The sequence below is a fragment of the Methylobacterium soli genome (genome assembly GCF_008806385.1).
Lineage (GTDB): Bacteria > Pseudomonadota > Alphaproteobacteria > Rhizobiales > Beijerinckiaceae > Methylobacterium > Methylobacterium soli.
Genome location: NZ_VZZK01000006.1, coordinates 111,528 through 127,166 on the forward strand (window position 1 = coordinate 111,528; position 15,639 = coordinate 127,166).

Sequence of the window (15,639 nt, forward strand, 5' to 3'; positions counted from 1 at the left end):
GCAGTCGCATTTTCTTTACGCGAGCCGGCATCCACCTCGCTCGAAAATGCTTCAGAGGTGCTCCGCGGCTTCCTCGAGCAGGCCCTCGACGAAGCCGTCGAGGCCGGTCCGGCGCGTGCGGCGCAGGCGCTCGGCGGCCAGGATGCCCTGAAGCGACCTGAAGGCGTTCTGGAGGTCGTCATTGACGATGACGTAGTCGTACTCGCTCCAGCGCTGGATCTCCACGCGGGCATTGGCGAGCCGCTTCTCGATCGTGGCCGGCGAATCCTCGGCCCGGCGCTCCAGGCGCTGGCGCAATTCCCGCATGCTGGGGGGCAGGATGAAGACCGTGACGACATCGTCCGCGAGCTTCGCGCGCACCTGGCGGGTGCCCTGGTAATCGATGTCGAAGATCATGTCGCGGCCGGCCGACAGGACCTTCTCCACCGGGCGGCGCGGCGTGCCGTAGAAATTGCCGTGCACCTCGGCCCATTCGAGGAGGTCGTCGCGGGCGCGCAGGTCGTCGAAGGCCTCGCGGTCGATGAAATGGTAGTGCCGTCCGTCGATCTCGGAGGGGCGGCGCGCCCGCGTCGTCACCGAGATCGAGAGCTCGAGGCCCCAGCCGCCGTCCTGCGCGATGGCGCGGGTCAGCGTCGTCTTGCCGGCGCCCGAGGGCGAGGACAGGATCAAGATCAGGCCGCGCCGACCGACCGGGTCACGGGGCGCTGCGTTCGTGCCGGTCATCATCGTGTCCAAGGGCCTACTCGACGTTCTGAACCTGCTCGCGGAATTGCTCCACGACGGCCTTCAAGTCGAGTCCGATCCGCGACAGGCTGACATCGTTGGCCTTCGCGCACAGGGTATTGGCCTCGCGCCCGAGTTCCTGGGCCAGGAAGTCGAGGCGCCGGCCGACGGCGCCGCCGGTCGCGATCAGCTCGCGCGCGGCGGCGAGATGTGCCCTCAGGCGATCGAGCTCCTCGCGGACATCGGCCTTGGCGGCAAGCAGCACCGCCTCCTGGTGCAGCCGGTCCGGGTCGAAGGTGCTGGCCTCCATCAGGGTCGCGACCGTAGCGGCGAGGCGGGCGCGCACGGCCTCCGGCTTGCGGGCGGGGCAATCCTCCGCCGCGTGGGTCAACTCGGCCATCGCCCGGAGCTGGCCGGAGATGATCTCCTGCAACTGGCGCCCCTCGGCCCGGCGCGCCTCCACGAGATCGGTCACCAGAAGCACGACGCCCTCGGCAAGGTCGCGGGCGAGGGAATCGGTCTCGGCGGAGACGTCCTCGTCGGCCTCGATCACGCCGCGCACGCCGAGCAGCCCGTCCATGGTGGCGGGCGCGAGGCCCTCGGGACGGGGAACCCGCGCCACCGCCTCGGCCAGGGACGCGAGCAGCGCCTCGTTCACCCGGATGCGCGCCGCGGTCTCGGGCCTCGTCAGGGCGAGGGAGACCTGGCACTGGCCGCGGGTCAGCGTCTTCTGCAGCGTCGTGCGGGCGACCTCGCCGGCGGCATCGCTGCCGCTCGGCACCCGCACGCGCACGTCGAGCCCGCGCCCGTTGACGCTGCGGACCTCCCAGGCCCATTGCACCGGGCCGGTCGCGCCGGCGGCTCGGGCGAACCCGGTCATGCTCGCGATCATGGTCAGATACGTGCTCCCGCCCCTCAGGGCTTCGATCGCGCCCCCGCCGGGGCGCGTCGCCCTCGATCATCGCGCCCCGGATGGGGCGCATCGCCCTCACGGCTGCTTCAGGACCGGCACGGTCTTGGCCGAGTTGAGGTCGAAGGTCTTGTTCTTCAGCGGGTCGAGCTTGGTGCCTTCCGACGCGTCGAAGGCCCGCGACCGGCCGCCGGGCTGGCCGGCGCCGCCGTCGAGCGCGAAGGCCGCGTTGGATCCGGGCGCGTAGGCCGAGGCGCGGCCGGGCGTCGCGCCCGCATCCACCGGCTCGACCTTGTCGACGCCGTTGCCGTCCGGCGCCGGGCTCTGGCGGGCCCGCTCGACCTGGCGCCAGCGCGCGACGTTCTTCTGGTGGCCTTCGAGGCTGTCCGCGAAGGCGTGCCCGCCGGTGCCGTCGGCCACGAAGAAGAGATCCTTGGTGCGCGACGGGTTGGCGACGGCTTCCAGCGCGGCGCGGCCCGGATTGGCGATCGGGCCCGGGGGCAGGCCCTCGATCACGTAGGTGTTGTAGGGGGTGGGGCGCTCGATCTCGGAGCGCTGGATGCCGCGCCCGAGGGTGCCCCGGCCGCCGACGAGCCCGTACACGATGGTCGGGTCCGATTGCAGCTTCATGCGCTTGTTGAGGCGGTTCACGAAGACGCCGGCGACCCGTGGGCGCTCGTCGGCGCGGCCCGTCTCCTTCTCGACGATGGAGGCGAGGGTGACCATCTCGGCGGGGGTGCGCACCGGGACCTCGGCGCTGCGGCGCAGCCAGATCTGGTTCAGGACCTCGCGCTGCTTGGCGCGCATCAGGTTGACGATCTGCTGGCGAGTGGCGCCGCGCTCGAACTTGTAGGTGTCGGGCAGGAGTGAGCCCTCGGGCGGGATCTCGCCGATCTCGCCGGTGAGAATGTCGTTCTCGTTGAGGCGCCCGACGATCTGCTCGCTCGTCAGGCCCTCCGGGAAGGTGATGGCGTGCTGGACCTGGCGCCCGGTCGTCACCGTGTCGATGGCCTCGCCGATGCTCGCATGGGCCTTGAAACTGTACTCGCCGGCCTTGAGGGGCGGCTTGCCGCCGAAGCGGGCGGCGAGCTCGAACAGGCCGGTATGGGCGATCACGCCCTCGCGCTGCAGGATCTCGGCGATCTCGCTGGTGCCGCTGCGGGTCGGGATGACCACGACCTTGTCGGCCCCGAGCGGGCCCGGCTCCTGCACCTGCCGCTGGAACAGCGTCAGGCCGATCATGGCGCCGATGGCGAGCACCACCGCGAAGGTGAGGAGGCCGCTGATCGTGGCGAGCAGGCCGCCGCGCTCGCGGACGGGCTCCTCGGGCGGCGGCAGGGCGGCGGTGGGCTTGATCGCCTCGCCGGGCGAACGCGGCGACAGGCGGTTCGGGAGGGCCGGCTCGTCCGAGGTGATCGGCGTCGGCGCGGGCGTCTTGCGTCTGCGGAAGAACATCGAAATCCTGCTCGGGCTCGCGCTCCCTGACCTGGGCCCGTTCGTCGGCCCTTCTGCCCGTCGCCGGACGCGGCGCCAGGACGGAGAGGTCAGGATGGCACGGTTGCCTGCGCGTGTCAGGTGATCGCGCGGAGGGGCGACCCTAGCCGGATTTGTGGCGAAAATGCCGTGAGGCGCGACCTCAGCGTGCGGAGATGCGCCCCGGCGCGGGCTGGCAGGCGGCGCAGTAGAAGGTCGAGCGTCCGGATTGCACGATCCGGGCGACGGTGCCGTCGCAGCCGGGCCGGGTGCAGGCGGCGCCGCTGCGGTCATAGACCCGGAAGGCGTGCTGGAAGGCGCCGGCGCTGCCATCCGGGTGGGCGTAGTCGCGCAGGGTCGAGCCGCCCGCCGCCACCGCCTCGGTGAGGACCTCCGCGATCACCCGGGCGAGGAGCCGCGCCTTCGGGGTCGGCTTGCCGTCGGTGCGGGCGAGCGCCCCGGCGGGGGTCTCCGGATGAAGTCCGGCCCGGTGCAGCGCCTCGCAGACATAGATGTTGCCGAGCCCCGCGATCAGGCGCTGGTCGAGGAGCGCGCTCTTCAGCGGGGTGATCTTGTGGCGGAACAGGCGCGCGATGGTCTCGCCGGTCAGCGCCTCGCCGAGGGGCTCGATCCCCATCCCGGCGAAGTGCCGGCAGGCGGCGAGTCCCTCCGTCGGGACGAGGTCCATGAAGCCGAAGCGGCGCACGTCGTTGTAGGTCACGGTGGCCCCGCTCCCCATCGCCATCACGACGTGGTCGTGCTTGGGCTGGCCGAGAGCGCCCTCGAGGTAGAAATCTCCTGGGGACAGATTCCGGCCGTCCGGGAGCTTCACGTCGAAGCGCCCGCTCATGCCGAGATGCATGATCAGGGTCTCGCCGGAATCGAGGGCGGCCGTGAGATACTTGGCGCGGCGCGCCAGCGCCGTCACGGCCCGGCCCTCCAGCCGCTCGGCGAAACGATCCGGGAACGGAAATCGCAGGTTCGGCCGCCGGAGCGTGACGCGGGAAAAGCGCGCGCCCACGAGGGCGGGCGCGAGCCCGCGCCGCACGGTCTCGACCTCGGGAAGTTCGGGCATGGTCACCGGTTCGCGTGGGTCTCTCGGCCCTGCATATCGGGGCGGAGGGGCGGCCGGGCAATCCGGGCGCGTCGTCGCGCCGGGCGGGCCGATCGCCGGACGAGGACGGGCCGATGGTTGAACGCGCCCGGGCCTGCGGGTTTGGACGCATGGCGGTTTGCGCGCGCCTTCGCTATGGAGGCCGGGCAAAAGGTGGATCTGCATGAGCGCTGGCGAGCGGCCTTCGAACGACGACACGACGAATTTCGGCTTCGAGCGCGTGGCGCTCGCCGAGAAGCAGGGGCGCGTCGACGACGTGTTCCGGTCGGTCGCGAAGCGCTACGACCTGATGAACGACCTGATGTCGGCGGGCCTGCACCGGGCCTGGAAGGCGCAGCTCATCGCCATACTGCGCCCGCCGCAGGCCCGCGCCTTTCGGCATCTCGATGTCGCCGGCGGCACCGGCGACATCGCCTTCCGGGCCCTCGCGGCGGGCGGCGCGGGCACCCATGTCACGGTCCTGGACATCAACGAGGCGATGCTGCGGGTCGGTGCCGAGCGGGCCGGCCACCGCTTCGACGGCCGGATCGACTTCGTCACCGGCAATGCCGAGACCCTGCCGCTGCCCGCCGCCACGTTCGACGCCTACACGATCGCCTTCGGCATCCGGAACGTGCCCCGGATCGACGCGGCCCTGGCCGAGGCGCACCGGGTGCTCAAGCCCGGCGGGCGCTTCCTCTGCCTCGAATTCTCGAAGGTGGACCTGCCCCTCCTCGACAAGATCTACGACGCCTATTCCTTCCACGTGATCCCGCGCCTCGGCGCCCGGGTGGCGGGGGATGCCGATTCCTACCGCTACCTCGTGGAATCGATCCGCCAGTTCCCGACGCCCGGCGCCTTCGCGGGCATGATCGAGGCGGCGGGCTTCCGCCACGTGACGCACCGGCTGCTCTCGGGCGGGATCGTGGCGATCCATTCCGGCTGGAAGGTCTCCTGATGGCCGCGGCCGGGGAGGCGTGACTCCGTGCTCGGCGCGATCATCCACCTCCTGCGGGGCGTCCATGTCGGCTTCGTGCTGGCGCGCGAGGGCGGCCTCGCCTTCGTGGACCCGTCGCAGCTGCCGCCGCACCTGCGCTTCGCCCTCCGGATCGGCCGCCTCCTGGAGCGCCCGGGCCTCGGCGACGGGGCCGCGCGCCTCTCGAAGGCGCTGACCCGGCTCGGCCCCTCCTACGTGAAGTTCGGGCAGTTCCTGGCGACGCGCCCCGACCTCGTCGGAATGGCCGCCGCGATCGACCTGGAGAAGTTGCAGGACCGGGTTCCGCCCTTTCCGCAGGGGCAGGCGATCCGGGTGGTCGAGACCGCCTTCGGCCAGCCGCTGCGAAGCCTGTTCGCCTCCTTCAGCGAGCCGGTCGCCGCCGCCTCGATCGCCCAGGTCCACCGGGCGACGGTGATCGATCCGGACGGCACGCAGCGCGCCCTGGCGGTGAAGATCATGCGGCCCGGCGTGCGCGAGCGCTTCCAGCGGGATCTCCAGGCCATGCGCTTCATGGCGCGGGTGGTCCACGCCCTCTCGCCCCAGGCGGAGCGCCTGCGCCCGCGCGAGGTGGTCGAGATCCTGGCCCGCTCGGTGATGATGGAGATGGATTTCCGGCTCGAGGCGGCCGCCATGTCCGAGCTCGCCCAGAACACCCGGGACGACACCGATTTCCGCGTCCCCCGCCCCGAATGGGAGCTGACCGGGCGCGACGTGCTCTCCAGCGAGTGGATCGAGGGCATCCGCCTGTCCGACCGCGCCGCGATCGTGGCGGCCGGCCACGATTCGCGCCTGCTCGGGCGGACCGTGATCCAGTCCTTCCTGCGCCAGGCCATCCGGGACGGCTTCTTCCACGCCGACATGCATCCCGGGAACCTGTTCGTGGACGCGCAAGGGCGCCTCGTCGCGGTGGATTTCGGCATCATGGGCCGGCTCGGGGTGAAGGAGCGCCGCTTCCTCGCCGAGATCCTGCTCGGCTTCATCCTGCGCGACTACAAGCGCGTCGCGCAGGTGCATTTCGAGGCCGGCTACGTGCCCCGGCACCATTCCGTCGACGATTTCGCCCAGGCGATCCGGGCGATCGGCGAGCCGATCCACCAGCGCCGCGCCGACGAGATCTCGATGGCCAAGGTGCTCACCCTGCTCTTCGACGTCACCGCCCTGTTCGACATGAGCACGCGCACCGAACTCGTGATGCTGCAGAAGACCATGGTGGTGGTCGAGGGCGTCGCCCGCTCCCTCGACCCGCAGCTCGACATGTGGACTGGCGCCGAGCCGGTGGTGCGGAGCTGGATCACCCGCAACCTGGGGCCGATCGGCCGGATCGAGGGGGCCGGCCGGGCGGCCCTCACCATCGCGGATGTCGTTACCGACATCCCGGACCTCGCCGTGCGCCTGAAGCGCATCATGATCCGCCTCGACGAGGCCGGGACCGGCGACGCGCACCGGATCGAGAACTTCGCCCGGCAGGAGCGTCGCCGGGCGATCTGGTCGACGCTGGCACTCTGGGGCATCGCCATCGGTGCGCTCGTGATGGCGTTCCGCTAGGATAACGGCGCCCTTTCAGGATGACGGCGCCCTTTCAGGATGACGGTATGGATCGTCCCCTCGCCCACCGCCGCATCCTCCTCGTCATCGGCGGGGGCATCGCGGCCTACAAGTCCCTCGACCTGATCCGCCGCCTGCGCGCGCGCGGCGCCGCGGTGCGCCCGCTTCTCACCAAGGGCGCCCAGGAATTCGTGACGCCCCTCGCGGCCGCCGCGCTCGCGGGCGAGCGGGCCCATACGGACCTGTTCGACCGGGAGGACGAGGCCGATATCGGCCATATCAAGCTCGCGCGGGACGCCGACGCCGTGGTGGTGGCGCCCGCGACCGCCAACCTGATGGGCCGCATGGCCGGCGGGCTTGCCTCCGACCTCGCCTCCACGGTCCTGCTCGCCACGACGCTGCCGATCCTGATCGCGCCCGCCATGAACGTGCGGATGTGGCAGCACCCCGCCACCCGCCGGAACCTCGCGCTCCTCCAGGGCGACGGCGTGCGGGTGGTCGGCCCGAACGAGGGGGCGATGGCGGAGGCCGAGTTCGGCCCCGGCCGCATGGCCGAGCCCGGCGAGATCGCCGACGCGGTCGCGGCGATGCTGGCCGAGACGGAGGCGCAGGCCGCGGCGAAGCCCGCGGGCTTCGGCTTCCTTGCCGGGCGGGGGCCGGGCGGTTCGCTCGCGGGCCGTCGGGTGCTCGTCACGTCCGGGCCGACGCACGAGCCGATCGACCCCGTGCGCTACATCGCCAATCGCTCCTCGGGCCGGCAGGGCCACGCCATCGCGGAGGCTGCCGCCGCGGCGGGCGCCGCCGTGACGCTGGTCTCGGGGCCGGTCTCGCTGCCCGACCCGCCGGGCGTGGCGGTGGTGCGGGTCGAGACCGCGCGGGAGATGCTGGCGGCGGTCGAGGCGGCGCTGCCGGCCGAGGTCGCGATCTTCACCGCCGCCGTCGCGGATTTCCGACCCGCGGAGGCACGCGGCTCCAAGATCAAGAAGGACGGCGCGGCGCCCGCCCCCCTCGGCCTCGTCGAGAACCCGGACATCCTGGCCACGATCGCGGGGCGCGCGTCCGGCCGCCCGGCCTTGGTGGTCGGGTTCGCGGCCGAGACCGATACGGTGATCGACCACGCCCGCGCCAAGATCGCCCGCAAGGGCTGCGACCTCCTCGTCGCCAACGACGTCTCGCCCGCGGGCGGCGTGATGGGCGGGACGCGCAACACGGTCCACCTCGTGTCCCGCGACGGCTCCGTCGAGACCTGGCCGACCCTCGACAAGGACGAGGTCGGGCGACGCCTGGTCGAGCGCTTCGCCCGGATGCTCGCCGGCTGAGGGACCGGAAGGCTTGAATTGGGGGCTTTACCGGGCACGGCCGGAGGATGACGGCCCGTGCTCGTCTGTCTCGGAAGGTCGGCCTCGGCGAGCCGCGCGCCGTGAGGTCTTCGGCCGTCACGATTGAACAAAAAGTGATCTGAATTCAATCCGGATCATCGGCTGTTAACGACCTTTTGCTGGAATTGGCATGTTGGCTCGCGCCGCTGGGGCGGCCGGATGCAGATTTCGCGTCAGGATCGATCGATGAAACTCGGACTCGGCGTGAAGATCCACGCCATCACGGTCGCGGCCCTGATCGGGGTTCTCGCCATCATCGGCCTCGCCTCCCACGGGCTCTACCGCGAGATCACGGCGGCGCGGGCGACCCGGACCCAGCAGGCGGTCGAGGTGGCCCGCGGCGTGCTCACGCATTTCGAGGGAGAGGCCCGGGCCGGCCGGATGCCGGAGGCCGAGGCGCGCCGCGCCGCGCTCGCCGTCCTCAAGGGTTTGCGCTTCGCCGGCGAGGAATATTTCTACGTCATCGACGAGACGCACCGGATGGTGATGCACCCGATCAAGCCGGCGCTCGAGGGCAAGGACATGAGCGGCTTCGCCGATCCGGCCGGAACCCGCCTCTTCGTCGACATGGGCGACGTCGTGCGACGCGACGGCGCGGGCTTCGTCTCCTACCTGTGGCCGAAGCCCGGCGCCGAGGAGCCGGTCGGCAAGATCTCCTACGTGGCCGGCTTCAAGCCCTGGGGCCTGATCATCGGCACCGGCGTCTACACCGACGACACCCTGGCCTACCTGCGCGGCACGCTGATCACGCTTCTCGCCGGCATGGCGGCCGTGCTGGTCCTGATCGGGCTCGTCGCGGCGGCGATCGGCCGCCACGTGGCGGGGCCGGCCCTCGGTCTCGCCGAGACCATGGACCGCCTCGCCAAGGGCGACCGCGCCATCGCGGTCCCGGGGCTCGCGCGCGGCGACGAGATCGGCACCATGGCGCGCGCCCTCGACGTCTTCCGGCGCGACGCGATCCGCACGGCGGAACTCGAGACCGAGGCCCGCGCCCTGACCGACGCGCGATCCGTGCAGGCCCGGCACGTCGAGAGCGGCGTCGAGACCTTCCGCACCGTGATCCAGGACGCCCTGACGACGCTCGGGCGCGATACGGGCGCGATGCAAACGACGGCCCGCACCCTGTCCGGCATCGCCGCCAACTCGGCCTCAGAGGCGAAGGCCGCGATGTCCGAATCCGTGAGCACGGCCGGCCACGTCACCGCGGTGGCGGGGGCGACCGAGGAATTGTCGAGCTCGATCCGGGAGATCGCCCGGCAGGTCGGCGGGGCCGCGGAGGTGGTGCGCCGGGGCGCCGCCATGGCGGGGCGCTCGGCCGAGCAGGTCGAGACCCTGAACCAGGCCGCCGGCCGGATCGGGGCCGTGGTCGCCGCGGTCCAGGCCATCGCGAGTCAGACGAACCTGCTGGCGCTCAACGCCACCATCGAGGCGGCGCGCGCGGGCGAGGCGGGGCGCGGCTTCGCGGTGGTCGCCGCCGAGGTGAAGGGCCTCGCGGCCCAGACGGCGCAGGCCACCGAGGAGATCGTCGGCTACGTGGCGGAGATCCAGGCCTCGACCCGCACCGCCGTGGAGGGCATCCACGATCTCGCCGCCGTGATGGCCGAGATCGACGGCGTCACGGTGGCGGTGGCCGATGCCGTCGGCCAGCAGGACGGGGCGACGCGCGAGATCGCCGGCAGCATCGGGGCGGCGGCGGCCGGCACCGAGGCTCTCGCGGCGGCGATGCGGATCTCGACCCGGGCCGCCGGTGAGACCAGCGAGGCCGCGGGCTCCGTCCTCACCGTCTCGGAGAGCCTCGCGGCCCAGACTCGGCGCATCGAGACCGAGGTACAGGACTTCCTCGCCGCGCTTCGCGCCGGCTCCGCGGAGCGGCGCGCCGCCTGAGGCCGGGGTGGCGCGTCAGGCCGCGGCGGCGGCCTCGTGCTCGGCGGCGAGGCGGGTCTCCGCCTCGGAGACCCGCTGGACCGACGGACGCTCGCGGATGCGCGCCACGTAGGCCGCGATGGTGGGATCCTCGGGGATCAGCTTGAAGCCCGTGGTCCAGCCGAGCGCCGAGCCCCACAGGATGTCGGCCGCCGAGAACCGCTCGCCCAGGAGGTAGGGGCCGGGCTTCAGCGCCGCGATCACCTGCGCCAGCACCGTGTCGAAATCCCCGTAGGCCGACATGGCCCGGGGCCCGGGTGCCCGCTCCAGCGCGCGGTCGATCACGGCGGGCTCGAAGCAGGAACCGTAGAAGATCATCCAGCGCAGGTAGGGCCCGCGCAGCGGATCGCCGGGCGCGGGCGCGAGGCCGGCTTCGGGGAAAAGGTCGGCGAGGTAGAGATAGACGGCGGCCTGCTCGGTCACGAGCGCCTCGCCGTGCCGGATCGCCGGCACCTTCCCCATCGGGTTGACGGCGAGGTAGCCGGGCTCCCGGTGCGCGCCGGCCTTCATGTTCAGCGCCTCCATCCGGTGCGGCGCCCGCAACTCCTCCAGCAGGATGCGCACGCCCGTCGAGCGGGTGTTCGGGGCGTGGTAGAAAATGATCTCGGGTTGCATCTCGATCTCTCGATTCTCGGGTTCGGAGGTCTGGCCGGCAGGCTTGTGGCCGGCGGGCCGGAGGGTCAAGCGGCGCGGCGCTCCGCGACGGCATCGGCCAAGAGGCACAGGATCTCGAAGGCGAGGCTGCCGCCGGCCAGGGCCGTGATCCCGGCGGCGTCGAGGGGAGGCGCCACCTCGACGAGATCCGCCCCGACGAGATCGAGGCCCCGCAGGGAGCGCACGAGATGGAGCGCCTCCCGCGTGGTGAAGCCGCCGATCTCGGGCGTGCCGGTCCCGGGGGCGTAGGCCGGATCGAGGGCGTCGATGTCGAAGCTCAGATAGGTCGGATGCGCGCCCACGATCGCCCGCGCTTCGGCCACGATCTCCGGCAGCCCGCGCACCAGCGTCTCCTCCATGGTGATGACGCGCAGGCCCTGGCCGCAGGCCCAGTCGCGCTCGTCCGCCGCATCGATGCTGCCGCGGATGCCGATCTGCACGCTGCGGCGCGGGTCGAGCACGCCGTCCTCGATCGCCCGGCGGAACGGCGTGCCGTGGGTGAGCCGCGTGCCCCCGTACTGGCTGTCGTCGGTGTCGCTGTGCGCGTCGATATGGATGAGGCCAAGCGGCCGCCCCGCTCCGAGAGCCCGCAGAACCGGATAGGTCACGAGGTGGTCGCCCCCGATCGAGAGGGGCACGATGCCGCCTGTCCTGAGCCCCGCGTGAAAGGCCTCGATGCGCCGGCAGGTCTCGGCGGCGTCGATCGGGTTGACCGGCACGTCCCCGAGATCGGCGCAGGCCGCGAGCGCGTAGGGCGCGATGCCGCTGGCCGGGTTGAGCATCCGGGTGCCGGTGGAGGCCTCCCGCACGGCGCGGGGGCCGAGCCGGGCGCCCGGCCGGTTGGTGGTGGCGCCGTCGAAGGGAATGCCGACCAGCCCGATCTCGATGGTTCCGGCGGCCTCCTCCGGCGTCAGGACCGGGAGCCGCATGAAGCTCGGCACGCCGGAGAAGCGCGGGCTGAGCATCCCGGAGGCCGGGCGATAGCGGGCGATGCGCGCCGCGTCCGTCTCGCTGACCCTGTGCGGCACGCGCCCCTCCCGGCTCTTGGTCCCTGCGAATGCTTCGCCGCCCGCGATCATCCGGGCGGGTTCCGGCGAGATCAAGCGCGCCGGACGCCACCGCTTTTGCCTGCGTTGACGACTCACGGCCGCGCGACTATAGAACCGGCTCCGCCGAGGGCTCGCGCTTGATCGCGAACCCTCGGCTTCGCCATTGCCTGATAACCTGCACGCGTTGACCGACCACGGCCGAGAGGCCCATCGGTATCGCCAGACGAGACGAGGATGCCCATGGCCAACACCGTGTCGGCCAAGAAAATGACCCGCAAGATCGCCAAGCGTACCGCGATCAACCGCTCGCGCCGCTCGCGGATGCGTACCTTTGTCCGCAAGGTCGAGGAGGCGATCGCCACCGGCGACCAAGCCAACGCCCTGACGGCGCTCCGCGCCGCGGAGCCCGAGATCATGCGGGCCGCCCAGCACGGCATCGTGCACAAGAACAACGCGTCCCGGAAGGTCTCGCGCCTCGCCGCGCGGGTCAAGCTGCTCAGCGCCGCTGCCGCCTGAGCCCTCCGACTCACGGACGTTGACGATCGAGCCCGGCCTTCGCGCCGGGCTTTTTCGTGTCTGCATGGCCGGTGCCGCTGCGCCCTCCCCCGTCTCCACGCGCATCGGCCGGGCGCCGCCCTCGGGTGGGGCCGCGCCTTCGCGCGCCTCCGGAGGGCACGCTCCGTTAACGCTGTTCGGAAATCCGCACCGTTGCGGAGTCTAGGGGCCGAGTGTAGCTTAACAAAAACTAACCAAACTCCAGCAACGGCGATGTTTGCGACAGGCGATGGCGAATCGTTTGCAAGATCAGCGGCGTGCCTCGACTCGCGTTCTCGATTCTCCCAGGCGTCAGCTCCCTATTTCGGCTATCCCCGCAAGTCCCACTGTTAGGAGAACCGTAGCGAATTGTTGATAGGGTCGATCGATCGGCAAAAGCCCGCTGTCGAGGGGTTGACTCTGCCGAAGATTCGCGTCTCGCAAATTCCTGCGGGGCCGCAAGCTTAGTGTGCGTACGCTCCGATTGGCGGATTCCGTCCTCGGTGCGAGGAGAGCGAAATGCAAGTCGACGGAAGCTTGGCGGACGGCGGCGGAAACAACGGCAACGGCACGAGCGCCGCCGAGACGGCGGCGGCCTGGGCGCGGGTGAAGCGCCGGCTGCGCGCGGAGCTCGGCGAGGACGTGTTCGCGAGCTGGTTCGCCCGCCTCGAACTCGAGGACGTCTCCGCCGGAATCGCCCGCCTCACGGTCCCCACCCGCTTTCTCAAGAGCTGGATCGAATCCCATTACCTCGACCGCGTGCTGAACACCTTCCGCAGCGAGGTCGAGGCGGTGTCGCGCATCGAGGTCGGCGTGCGCGGGCCGGCGGCCCCGGCGCGCCCCGTGGCGAGCCCGGTCAAGACGCATCCCGCCAGCGGCCCCCTCGCCCGCCTGCACGCGGCCGGTTCTCAGACGCCCGTCCCGGCCGCCCTGGCGGAGCCGGAGAATGCGACGCGCGGGGAGGGCGGCGACCTCAACGGCGCTCCGCTCGATGTCCGGCTGACCTTCACGAGCTTCGTGGTCGGGCGCTCGAACGCCCTGGCCCACGCGGCGGCCGAGCGCGTCGCCCGCCATGACGGCGAGGGCGCGCTCTACAACCCGCTCTACTTCCACGCGGGCGTGGGCCTGGGCAAGACGCACCTGCTGCACGGGATCGGCCACGCCGCCCGCGAGGCCGGGCGCCGGGTGATCTACCTCACCGCCGACCGCTTCATGTACGGCTTCGTCAACGCCCTGAAGACCCAGAACGCGCTGGCCTTCAAGGAGCGGCTGCGGGCGATCGACCTCCTGATCCTCGACGACGTCCAGTTCATCCAGGGCAAGTCGATCCAGGCCGAGTTCGGCCACACCATCAACGCGCTGATCGATGCCGGCCGTCAGGTCGTGGTCGCCTCCGACCGGCCGCCGACGGAGCTCGAAGCCCTCGACGAGCGCGTGCGCTCGCGCCTGGCCGGCGGCCTCGTCGTCGAGATCGGCAGCCTCGACGAACAGCTGCGCGCCTCGATCCTCTCGGCCCGGCTGGCGGCGGTGCGGGCCTCGCACCCGAATTTCGAGGTCTCGCCGACGGTCGCGGCCTATGTCGCCAAGGCGATCACGGCGAATGGGCGCGACCTCGAAGGCGCGGTGAACCGGCTCCTGGCCCACGCGACCCTGACGGGCGCCACCGTGACGATGGAGACCGCCGAGACCGCGATCCGCGACCTCGTGAAGAACCGCGAGCCGAAGCGCATCAAGATCGAGGACATCCAGAAGCTGGTGGCCTCCCGCTACAACGTCTCGCGCTCCGACATCCTGTCCGAGCGGCGCACCGCCGCGGTCGTAAAGCCGCGCCAGATCGCCATGTACCTCTCGAAGGTGCTGACCCTGCGCTCCCTTCCCGAGATCGGCCGCCGCTTCGGCGGGCGCGATCACACGACCGTGCTGCACGCGGTCCGCAAGATCGAGAAGCAGATCGGCGAGGACGCGGTGCTCGGCGATGAGGTCGAGCTGCTGAAGCGCATGCTGCAGGATTGAGAGCGGCGGCCGCGCCCTTGGCGGGCATCGGAACTCTCGCTCGGGCGGGGGCCCCAATCGCGTCTTGGGGGTCCGCCCAGGTCGTCGCGCGGCCGCGATAGCACGGGAGCCGGGCGATCGGCCGCTTGCCATCCTGGCGGCCGTTCGCCAAGCTGTCCGGCCCCGATCCAGGCTGCCGGCCGCGGCAGGATTTTTCGAAGACCAGAGTATTTTGCGATGAGAGTCACTGTCGAGCGCGCGGCCCTCCTTCGGTCGCTCGGCCACGTGCACCGCGTCGTCGAGCGGCGCAACACGATCCCGATCCTCTCGAACGTGCTCCTGCGCGCGGGCGAGGCCGGCCTCCAGCTCAAGGCAACCGACCTCGACATCGAGGTGACGGAGACGATCCCGGCCGACGTGGTCGATGCGGGCGCCACCACGGTGCCGGCCCACGTCATCTACGACATCGTCCGCAAGCTCCCGGACGGGGCCCAGGTTTCCCTGGAAACGGGCGCCGATTCCGGCCAGATGACGATCCGCTCCGGCCGCTCGCGCTTCTCCCTCGGGGCGCTGCCCGAGGGTGATTTCCCGGACCTCGCCGCGGGCGAGCTGCCGAACGGCTTTTCCCTGCCCGCCGCGGACCTGAAGCGCCTCATCGACAAGACCCAGTTCGCGATCTCGACCGAGGAGACGCGCTACTACCTCAACGGCATCTACCTGCACACGATCGAGGTCGAGGGCAGCCTCAAGATGCGGGCGGTCGCCACCGACGGGCACCGCCTCGCCCGGGTCGAGATGGACGCGCCCGACGGCAGCCGCGGCATGCCGGGCATCATCGTGCCGCGCAAGGCGGTGGCGGAGATCCAGAAGCTCGTGGATGACGGGGGCGAGAGCGTCGCGATCGAGCTGTCGCCGGCCAAGATCCGCCTGCAATTCGCCAGCGGCGTCACCCTGATCTCGAAGCTGATCGACGGCACCTTTCCGGATTACCAGCGCGTCATCCCGACCGGCAACGACAAGCGCCTCACGGTCGAGCGCGACCCCTTCGCCAAGGCGGTGGACCGGGTCTCGACGATCTCGTCGGAGCGCGGCCGCGCCGTGAAGCTCGGGCTGCAGGAAGGGCGCCTCGCGCTCTCGGTGAACAACCCGGATTCGGGCAGCGCCACCGAGGAGCTCGACGTCGATTACGAGGCCGCCGGCCTCGATATCGGCTTCAACGCCCGCTACCTCCTCGACATCACGAGCCAGCTCGAGGGCGACACCGCCCTGTTCAAGCTCGCCGATCCGGGCTCGCCCACCGTGATCCAGGACCGTGAGGGGGCGTCTGCCCTCTACGTCCTGATGCCGATGCGGGTGTGAGCGGGGCC

General features: G+C 71.4%; 13 protein-coding genes. 7 read left to right on the forward strand and 6 right to left on the reverse strand.

Features of this window, described 5'->3' with window-relative positions:
* Positions 1-51: 51 nt before the first annotated feature.
* From gmk to mutM, 4 genes are all read right to left on the reverse strand, one after another.
* Entirely contained in the window at positions 52-726 is a 675-nt protein-coding gene (gene gmk / locus F6X53_RS07655; protein WP_244965540.1) for a guanylate kinase, read from the reverse strand.
* Between the two features lie 13 nt (positions 727-739).
* On the reverse strand, positions 740-1,603 hold the full coding sequence (locus tag F6X53_RS07660; RefSeq protein ID WP_238297219.1) for a YicC/YloC family endoribonuclease: 864 nt from the start codon (positions 1,601-1,603) through the stop codon (positions 740-742).
* Between the two features lie 108 nt (positions 1,604-1,711).
* Positions 1,712-3,088 carry an endolytic transglycosylase MltG gene (gene mltG / locus F6X53_RS07665; RefSeq protein WP_150999143.1) on the reverse strand — a complete coding sequence of 459 codons (1,377 nt, stop codon included), beginning with the start codon at positions 3,086-3,088 and terminating at the stop codon, positions 1,712-1,714.
* A gap of 181 nt (positions 3,089-3,269) precedes the next feature.
* Complete coding sequence (gene mutM, locus F6X53_RS07670) at positions 3,270-4,181, reverse strand: bifunctional DNA-formamidopyrimidine glycosylase/DNA-(apurinic or apyrimidinic site) lyase (RefSeq protein ID WP_150999145.1); 912 nt, start codon at positions 4,179-4,181, stop codon at positions 3,270-3,272.
* Between the two features lie 202 nt (positions 4,182-4,383).
* On the opposite strand from mutM, the gene ubiE reads away from it, so the two are divergent.
* The 4 genes from ubiE to F6X53_RS07690 all read left to right on the forward strand — a co-directional run bounded on the left by ubiE (position 4,384) and on the right by F6X53_RS07690 (position 10,004).
* Positions 4,384-5,157: a bifunctional demethylmenaquinone methyltransferase/2-methoxy-6-polyprenyl-1,4-benzoquinol methylase UbiE gene (gene ubiE, locus F6X53_RS07675; protein ID WP_150999148.1), complete on the forward strand. Its 774-nt coding sequence runs from the start codon at positions 4,384-4,386 to the stop codon at positions 5,155-5,157.
* 27 nt (positions 5,158-5,184) lie between these two features.
* Positions 5,185-6,741 (forward strand): 2-polyprenylphenol 6-hydroxylase, encoded by a 1,557-nt coding sequence (gene ubiB / locus F6X53_RS07680; RefSeq protein WP_150999150.1) that lies wholly within the window; start codon positions 5,185-5,187, stop codon positions 6,739-6,741.
* A gap of 47 nt (positions 6,742-6,788) precedes the next feature.
* A complete protein-coding gene (locus tag F6X53_RS07685) occupies positions 6,789-8,060 on the forward strand; it encodes a phosphopantothenoylcysteine decarboxylase domain-containing protein (RefSeq protein ID WP_150999153.1) in 1,272 nt (423 codons plus the stop codon).
* A gap of 246 nt (positions 8,061-8,306) precedes the next feature.
* Positions 8,307-10,004 carry a cache domain-containing protein gene (locus F6X53_RS07690; protein ID WP_191970738.1) on the forward strand — a complete coding sequence of 566 codons (1,698 nt, stop codon included), beginning with the start codon at positions 8,307-8,309 and terminating at the stop codon, positions 10,002-10,004.
* Positions 10,005-10,019: 15 nt separating this feature from the next.
* Here the strand turns inward: F6X53_RS07690 and F6X53_RS07695 are convergent, their stop codons facing one another.
* Both F6X53_RS07695 and speB read right to left on the reverse strand, forming a co-directional pair.
* Entirely contained in the window at positions 10,020-10,658 is a 639-nt protein-coding gene (locus F6X53_RS07695; protein ID WP_150999158.1) for a glutathione S-transferase family protein, read from the reverse strand.
* A 65-nt stretch (positions 10,659-10,723) separates the two neighbouring features.
* A complete protein-coding gene (gene speB, locus F6X53_RS07700) occupies positions 10,724-11,662 on the reverse strand; it encodes an agmatinase (protein ID WP_238297238.1) in 939 nt (312 codons plus the stop codon).
* Between the two features lie 324 nt (positions 11,663-11,986).
* Between speB and rpsT the strand changes: the two genes are divergently transcribed.
* The 3 genes from rpsT (at position 11,987) to dnaN (ending at position 15,631) form a co-directional block, all read left to right on the forward strand.
* Positions 11,987-12,262 (forward strand): 30S ribosomal protein S20, encoded by a 276-nt coding sequence (gene rpsT, locus F6X53_RS07705; protein ID WP_150999164.1) that lies wholly within the window; start codon positions 11,987-11,989, stop codon positions 12,260-12,262.
* Positions 12,263-12,799: 537 nt separating this feature from the next.
* On the forward strand, positions 12,800-14,293 hold the full coding sequence (dnaA, locus tag F6X53_RS07710; RefSeq protein ID WP_150999167.1) for a chromosomal replication initiator protein DnaA: 1,494 nt from the start codon (positions 12,800-12,802) through the stop codon (positions 14,291-14,293).
* 216 nt (positions 14,294-14,509) lie between these two features.
* A complete protein-coding gene (gene dnaN / locus F6X53_RS07715; protein WP_150999169.1) occupies positions 14,510-15,631 on the forward strand; it encodes a DNA polymerase III subunit beta in 1,122 nt (373 codons plus the stop codon).
* Positions 15,632-15,639: the final 8 nt, after the last annotated feature.

Excerpts from the sequence above, each read along its gene's own strand:
- gmk (WP_244965540.1), bottom strand. The coding sequence starts at position 726 with ATGATGACCGGCACGAACGCAGCGCCCCGTGACCCGGTCGGTCGGCGC.
- F6X53_RS07660 (WP_238297219.1), bottom strand. The coding sequence starts at position 1,603 with ATGACCGGGTTCGCCCGAGCCGCCGGCGCGACCGGCCCGGTGCAATGG.
- mltG (WP_150999143.1), bottom strand. The coding sequence starts at position 3,088 with ATGTTCTTCCGCAGACGCAAGACGCCCGCGCCGACGCCGATCACCTCG.
- mutM (WP_150999145.1), bottom strand. The coding sequence starts at position 4,181 with ATGCCCGAACTTCCCGAGGTCGAGACCGTGCGGCGCGGGCTCGCGCCC.
- ubiE (WP_150999148.1), top strand. The coding sequence starts at position 4,384 with ATGAGCGCTGGCGAGCGGCCTTCGAACGACGACACGACGAATTTCGGC.
- F6X53_RS07685 (WP_150999153.1), top strand. The coding sequence starts at position 6,789 with ATGGATCGTCCCCTCGCCCACCGCCGCATCCTCCTCGTCATCGGCGGG.
- F6X53_RS07690 (WP_191970738.1), top strand. The coding sequence starts at position 8,307 with ATGAAACTCGGACTCGGCGTGAAGATCCACGCCATCACGGTCGCGGCC.
- F6X53_RS07695 (WP_150999158.1), bottom strand. The coding sequence starts at position 10,658 with ATGCAACCCGAGATCATTTTCTACCACGCCCCGAACACCCGCTCGACG.
- speB (WP_238297238.1), bottom strand. The coding sequence starts at position 11,662 with ATGCTCAGCCCGCGCTTCTCCGGCGTGCCGAGCTTCATGCGGCTCCCG.
- rpsT (WP_150999164.1), top strand. The coding sequence starts at position 11,987 with ATGGCCAACACCGTGTCGGCCAAGAAAATGACCCGCAAGATCGCCAAG.
- dnaA (WP_150999167.1), top strand. The coding sequence starts at position 12,800 with ATGCAAGTCGACGGAAGCTTGGCGGACGGCGGCGGAAACAACGGCAAC.
- dnaN (WP_150999169.1), top strand. The coding sequence starts at position 14,510 with ATGAGAGTCACTGTCGAGCGCGCGGCCCTCCTTCGGTCGCTCGGCCAC.